At 71.8% G+C, this 6828-nt stretch carries 4 protein-coding genes; all 4 read right to left on the bottom strand.

Features of this window, described 5'->3' with window-relative positions; genetic code table 11:
* Positions 1-107: 107 nt before the first annotated feature.
* Positions 108-1007: a phosphoribosylaminoimidazolesuccinocarboxamide synthase gene (locus RB628_RS38840; protein ID WP_318325364.1), complete on the bottom strand. Its 900-nt coding sequence runs from the start codon at positions 1005-1007 to the stop codon at positions 108-110.
* 108 nt (positions 1008-1115) lie between these two features.
* The gene (locus RB628_RS38835; RefSeq protein WP_318325363.1) at positions 1116-2660 is read right to left on the bottom strand and encodes a N,N-dimethylformamidase beta subunit family domain-containing protein; all 1545 of its coding nucleotides are present in this window, start codon (positions 2658-2660) and stop codon (positions 1116-1118) included.
* 717 nt (positions 2661-3377) lie between these two features.
* Positions 3378-5174: a hypothetical protein gene (locus RB628_RS38830; RefSeq protein ID WP_318325365.1), complete on the bottom strand. Its 1797-nt coding sequence runs from the start codon at positions 5172-5174 to the stop codon at positions 3378-3380.
* A gap of 334 nt (positions 5175-5508) precedes the next feature.
* Positions 5509-6762, bottom strand: coding sequence for a phosphoribosylamine--glycine ligase (gene purD / locus RB628_RS38825; protein ID WP_318325362.1), 1254 nt, complete (start codon positions 6760-6762; stop codon positions 5509-5511).
* Between the last annotated feature and the right edge of the window lie 66 nt (positions 6763-6828).

The raw sequence follows: 6828 nt of genomic DNA, 5'->3' as shown, positions 1-6828 counted from the left end.
AGGTTGAGGTCGCCAGTTCGAACCTGGTCGTCCGCTCCAGATCAAGACCCCGGTCCATTGGACCGGGGTCTTTTTCGTGCGCAACACGCTGTGTGCGACCCCGTGCGCTACACCCAGCTGACTCCCGTCAGGCGCTCGTACGCCTCGATGTACTTCGCTCGGGTCGCGTCCGTGACGTGCTGAGGGAGCGGTGGCGGGGGCAGCTCGCTGGCCCGGACCCAGCCGGATTCCGGGGATGTGAGCCAGTCCCGTACGAACTGCTTGTCGAACGAGGGCTGCGCGTGGCCCGGCTCCCACTCGTCGGCCGGCCAGAAGCGGGACGAGTCCGGGGTGAGGACCTCGTCAGCCAGGATCAGGGCGTCGCCCTCGTACCCGAACTCGAACTTCGTGTCCGCCAGGATGATGCCCCGGTCGCGGGCGATGTCGCGGGCGCGGGAGTACACGGCGAGGGTCGCCTGACGGAGCTGGGCGGCGGTCTCGGCGCCGACCTGGCGGGCGACCTCCTCGTACGACACGTTCTCGTCGTGCTCGCCCACCGCGGCCTTGGTGGCCGGGGTGAAGATCGGCGCGGGGAGTTCCGAGCCGTCGGTGAGACCCTCGGGGAGGGCCAGGCCGCAGACCGTGCGGGACTCGTTGTACTCGGTGAGGCCGGAGCCGGTGAGGTAGCCGCGGGCCACGCACTCCACCGGCATCATGCGCAGCGACTTGCAGACCAGGGTGCGGCCCGCCCAGTCGGCGGGGGCGCCCGGCGGGAGTTCGGTGCTCAGGACGTGGTTGGGGGCCAGGTCGGCGAGCTGGTCGAACCACCAGAGCGAGAGCTGGGTGAGGACGCGGCCCTTGTCGGGGATCTCCGTCTGCAGCACCCAGTCGAAAGCGGAGATGCGGTCGCTGGCGACCATCACGAGGTCGCCCGCCTCGTTCTGGTACAGGTCGCGCACCTTGCCGGTGTGCAGATGCACCAGACCCGGAACCTGGAAGGGCTCGGGCTTTTCTACGAATCCGGACACGGTTCCTCCCCGTGGTGATGTCCAAGTGGCTCGATTCTCCCGTATGCGGAGAGTGCCTTTTCGCCAGGGGGCTTCGGTTTCGGTTTCGGCCCTGATTTCGGGAGGGGATCAATCCCGTTTGCAGATGCGGTCCAGGAGGTTCGCGGTGGCCCTCTGGACGCGGGCGTCCACATGGCCGGGGCGGTCCAGGGACGGGGACCAGGCGAACGTTCCGGACGCGAAGACCAGGGCGCCGGAGGGGGCTCGGTAGAGGGAGGTCTCCTGGTGGCGGAGGGTGCCTTCGCTGTCGGCGTACGGGGAGTGGGCGAGGAGTATGCGGTCGTCGTGCTCGGGGAGCTGGGTGCGCGGGAAGTAACGGTCGGCCTCGCCGGCCACCATGCCGTCGATCTCGTCCCCGTCGTGGGCGCCGGTCGCCTCCCACATCCAGTGGTCGGCGTTGCGGACGACCATGGGGGTGGGCTCGGGGACCCGGCCCGCGTACTGGATGCCGATCAACTGCTGTTCCGGGCGGTCGATTTCGCGCCACAGCGCCGGTTTTCCGGGGCCGCGGCGTTTTCGGCAGGTGAGGAGACGGTCCGGGACTCCGGACGGGGACGGGCTCAGCTCCACCTGCCAGTACATGGTGTTGGCGGAGAGGAAGACGAGGGACGTGCCGGTCTCGCGGGCGAGTTCGGTGGTGCGGCGCATCGCCGAGGACCAGTACTCGTCGTGGCCGGGGAAGACCAGGCCCCGGTAACGGGAGGGGTCGAGCCGGCCGGCGTGCAGGTCGCGGGCGTCGGCGTAGGCGAGGTCGTAGCCGTAGCGCTCGGCGAAGCGGATGAAGTCGTAGGCGTGACCCACGTGCAGGGGGAGGCCGGCGCCGGCGTACGGGCGGTCGAAGGAGACGGTGGTCGCGGCGTCGGACTCGCCGAGGAGCCGGCCGTCCTTGTCCCAGGCGTGGTAGAGACTCGCGCCGGTGCGGCCGTCCTCCGGGTAGAGGTTGTACGCCTGCCAGGTGATGTCCGGCAGGAGGAGCAGCAGGTCCGCCGGGTGGTTGTCGCGAACGGTGAAGGGGACGTGGGAGCGGTAGCCGTCGGCGGTGGTGAGCACGGCGACGTACGCCCCGATGTTCCAGTACGACGGGATCTGCAAGCGCCAGGAGAGCCACCAGTGGTGGCAGGAGACGGTGCGGTCGGCGGTGAGGGGCGGGGGCTGGACGATGCCGGAGAGGCGGGGGCTGGTGGTGATCTTGGCTGCGCCGTCGCCGCCGTAGTGGCCGATGCGGTAGATGTCCACGGCGAACTCTTGCGGCGGGTCGACGGTGATGTGGAAGTCGATGGCCTCGCCGGGGGCGGCGGGGCCATTGGAGGTGAATCCCTTGATCTGACGGTGTACGTCGTCTGCGGCGCGGGGGCCGCCGGTGGTGGGGGCGGTACGGGGAGAGGGGATCCTGGCGGGCGCGTGCGGGGGGCGTGCGGTGGGGGTGGAGGCACGTGTGGGGGTGGGGGTGGGGGTGGGATCTGCCGGGTCGACGTACCAGGGGACGACCTGTCCCGTGTCGTCGAAGTAGGTCTCGCTGCCTCGGAGCCATGGGACGGGGCCCAGGCCGAAGGGGTCCGTGACGGCGTGCGCGAGTGCTCCCGACTCCCAGCGGCGGATCGGCTGCGACCCCATGACTGCTTCCCTCCTGGCTCCCCCGTCAGCTGTCTTATGTCCCGAGCGATTGCCATGTGCGCGTTCGGCCCCCAGCACATCACATTACGCACGCAGTCCGTCACCGTTCGTCGTGAATTGACTGGAAACGGAAGGGAGTCCTCCGACCTGTTTGTCTCGCCCCCGCCGCCCCTACCCGTCCCATCTCGTACCCGGGGGCTGCGCCCCCGGACCCCTGCTACGGCCCTGAACGGGCCTTGTCCTCAGACGCCGGACAGGCTGGGGGTGCGGGCCGGCGCTTGAGAGGTTCGGGGCGGCCGAGGTGCCCGGGCTTGAGGCCGAGACAACGGCGGGGGCAGATGGCTGGGAAAGAGGCTTGAGGTGGGCAGGCCCTGGCTACGAGCGCCAGGCGAGCAGAGGTGCCCGGGCCTGGGCTGCAGCAACGGCGGAGGCGGGCGGGCGGGCGAGCAGTGGGTCGGCAGGCGGGCAGATGGACCGGTGGGTGGGTGGGCAGATGGGTGGGTGGGCAGATGGGTGGGTGGGCGGCCAGGTAGGTGGATGGGCGGCCAGGCGGGTGGCCGGGCGTGTGAGTGGCCGGGCGTGTGAGTGGCCGGGCATGTGGGTGGCCGGGTGGCCGGGTGGCCGGGTGGCCGGGCGTGTGAGTGGCCGGGTGGCCGGGCATGTGGGTGGCCGGGAGAGAAGGGCGCGTGCGCTACCCGGGCGAACAACCTCGTTGCTTCACACCAGGCGTACGGGCTTCTCCGGGCGTACTCCTGTCGTGCGGAGCCACGCCTCCAGAGGGGCCGGGTCGCCCGCTTCTATGAGCGTCAGCACTTTGGGGCCCAGGTCCGCCGCCCGTTCGCCGTTCAGGAGGAGCGAGGGGCCGTCGAGCCAGTCCAGGCCCGGTGTCGCCCCCGCCGTGTCCATCGCCGCGCAGCACACCATCGCGGTGACGTGATCAGCGAGCAGTTCGCGGCCCGTGCGCGGAGGCTGCAGCGGGAAGAGCGGCAGCGTGCCGTCGTCCCAGGGGGCCGTGTCGGGGCCCTGGCCGGTCAGCCCTGCCGGGGACTGCTGTCCGCCCGTCGGCGCCGCCGCCTCCTCGCGGGCCACCTCCGCGCTGAGCCCGGCGGCGAGAGCCTCGCCGCGTTCGCTTCCCACCGGCTCATCGTCCCCGTACTCGTCCTGCGCCGACTCCGCCGGCGTCGCCGCTCCGGGCATCTGTGGCTTCTGGGGCGTCTGGGGCGTCGTCAGGTGGTTCATCACGCGATACAACGTCGGAGCGTCGGGGTCGTGTGGCGTGGACGTCGACGTGCGGTGGACTCCCAGCGCGTCCAGGACCCGGTGCAGACGGGCCGCATCCGTGCGCCACTTACGGTCGACCACCTCCTCCGGGTACTCCTGCCAGTCCACCGGCGCCCAGTCCGGGCCGGGCTCGGCCGGGCCGCCGTGGAAGAGGCGGGCGGCGAGCAGTGAGGCCGCCTCGTCGACCACGCCGGGCTCTTCCAGGAGGTCGCAGGCCGGGCGTTCACCGAGACGGGACGTGAAGCCCTCGGCCAGCCGGTCGCGGCGGGACAGTTCCGTGAGCGCCGCGACGACGCCCGCGTCCAGCCGGGCCGGCCAGCGGCCCATCCGCCAGGCGGGGAGCGCGACCCGGGTCAGCAGCCGGTCCCAGCCCGCGTACGCCAGGCCGACCTGTTCCTGTGCCACGATCCGCAGCCCGTAATCCACAGCCTGTGCACGCTCGGCTGCCGCCGCCGCGACCCCGCGCTCCATCTCGGCCGCGTGCACCCGGCAGCTGCGCAGCAACAGCCTCGCCACCCAGCCGACGCCCGCGAGCGCCGCCCGGGAAACGGGGCCGCGCTGGGACGCGGCCACGGCCACGGCCGCGTCCAGGCCCCGTACGAAGCGCCGCGCCGCCGCGATGTCGGGGTGCGCCGAGGGTCCCGTACCCGCGACTACCGGGGCGAGGACCGCGCGCAGCTCGCCGACGCGCATCCACCACAGGAAGGGCGAGCCGATCACGAGGACGGGCGATGCCGTCGCCGCCGTGCGCCGGCGCTGTCCCTGGAAGGGGGGGCGCAGGCCTCGTACGCCCGATATCTCGTCCCGGTCCTCCGCCGGGGGCGGGGCGTGGGCACGGTGGGTGCGGTCCTCCAGCCAGCTGTCGCAGTCCGGGGTGAGCGCTATCGCGGAGGGTGCGGGGACGCCCAGGCGGTCGGCCAGGTCACGCACCAGGTGGTAGAGGTCCAGGGCCGATTCCTCGGCTATCGGGACCGTCGGGCTCATGGCCGGGCGGGCGCGGGCTACGACCAGGGCGATGACGGCCGCCGCCAGGAGTACGACCAGTGCGGCGCCGCCCGTGATCCACCGGGCGAGGTGCCAGCCGCCGCCCACGAGGTGGCCGGTGGAGCCCCCGGCCCACAGCACGACGGCGGCGGCCGCGGGCAGCAGGGCGACGGCCAGAGCCCTGCTGCGGATGCGCAGCACGGCCAGAGCCCGGGAACGCGCGACCTGCGCGCCCGCCTCCACACCCATACCGGTCACGACCGGATGTCACCCCCTACCTTTTCCGCACACCCTTGACGTTGCTCACTCCCCCACTGTGGCACCCACCACTGACATCGCAATGCCGGTGGGCCAAGTGCCGGAATGCTTGCGCCGCACCATAGTTGGGGGCCCGGTCCTCGTCAGCCGGATGGGGGATCGGTCACTCGATGGAATGGCTCTGGGGAAAGATGGATGACGCACGGCGACGACGGAGCGATGGCTGAGCAGCAGGTGAGAGACGTCATGACGACTCTCGGGCCCCGCATCCTTAGACGGATGCGGGGCCCGAGAGGTTCATCGACGTGTATCGGTACTACTGGTATTACTCGTCTGCTGCCGCCTTCGCCGCGATGTCCGTGCGGTGCTGGGAGCCGTCCAGGCGGATGCGGCCGAGGGCGGTGTACGCGCGGTCGCGGGCCTGGCCCAGGTTCTTGCCGGTCGCCGTCACGGAGAGGACCCGGCCGCCCGCGCTCACGACCGCGTCGCCGTCGCGCTTCGTACCGGCGTGCAGGACGTACGCGTGCGGGGCGTCCTCGGCGGCCACGTCGGCGAGGCCGGTGATCGGGTCGCCGGTGCGCGGGGTGCCGGGGTAGTTGTGCGAGGCGATGACCACGGTGACCGCCGCGTCGTCACTCCAGCGCAGGGGCTCCAGGTCGGCGAGGGTACCGTTCGCCGCCGCGAACAGGATGCCGGCCAGCGGGGTCTTCAGACGGGCCAGGACCACCTGGGTCTCCGGGTCGCCGAAGCGGGCGTTGAACTCGATCACGCGGACGCCGCGCGAGGTGATCGCGAGGCCTGCGTAAAGGAGGCCGGAGAAGGGGGTGCCGCGGCGGCGCAGTTCGTCGACCGTCGGCTGCAGGACCGTCTGGAGGACCTCTTCGACCAGCTTGGGGTCGGCCCAGGGGAGCGGCGAGTACGCGCCCATGCCGCCCGTGTTGGGGCCCTCGTCGTCGTCCAGCGCGCGCTTGAAGTCCTGGGCGGGCTGGAGGGGGAGGACCGTCACGCCGTCGGTGATCGCGAAGAGGGAGACCTCGGGGCCGTCGAGGAACTCCTCGATGACGACGCGGTCACAGGAGTTCGCGTGCGCGGTCGCCGCTGCGAGATCGGCGGTGACCACGACGCCCTTGCCGGCCGCCAGCCCGTCGTCCTTCACGACGTACGGGGCACCGAAGGCGTCGAGGGCTTCGTCGACCTCCTCCGGTGTCGTACACACGTACGAGCGGGCCGTGGGGACGCTCGCTCCCGCCATGATGTCCTTCGCGAAGGCCTTGGAACCCTCCAGCCGCGCGGCCTCCCCGGAGGGGCCGAAGACCGGGATGCCGGCCTCGCGCACAGCGTCGGCGACCCCGGCGACCAGCGGCGCCTCCGGCCCCACGACGACCAGGTCGGCACCCAGCTCCACGGCCAGCGCCGCTACGGCCCTGCCGTCGAGGGGGTCGACCTGGTGCAGCTCGGCGACCTCGGCGATACCGGCGTTGCCGGGGGCGCAGTACAGCGCGGTGACGTCGGGGTCGAGGGACAGGGAGCGGCACAGGGCGTGTTCGCGGGCGCCGTTACCGATGAGGAGGACCTTCACAGGGTCAGCTTAGCCTTGATCCACCGAGGTGGTTCGAGAGTGATCTTCTGATCGTTTTCTGCGTCC

This window comes from Streptomyces sp. ADMS, assembly GCF_033441795.1.
GTDB lineage: Bacteria > Actinomycetota > Actinomycetes > Streptomycetales > Streptomycetaceae > Streptomyces.
The sequence above is the reverse complement of the archived record's forward strand: the minus strand, read 5'-3'. Positions and strand labels throughout refer to the sequence as shown.

Bases quoted from the DNA above. Each gene is read 5' to 3' on its own strand.
- RB628_RS38835 (WP_318325363.1), bottom strand. From the start codon at position 2,660: ATGGGGTCGCAGCCGATCCGCCGCTGGGAGTCGGGAGCACTCGCGCAC.
- RB628_RS38830 (WP_318325365.1), bottom strand. From the start codon at position 5,174: ATGGGTGTGGAGGCGGGCGCGCAGGTCGCGCGTTCCCGGGCTCTGGCC.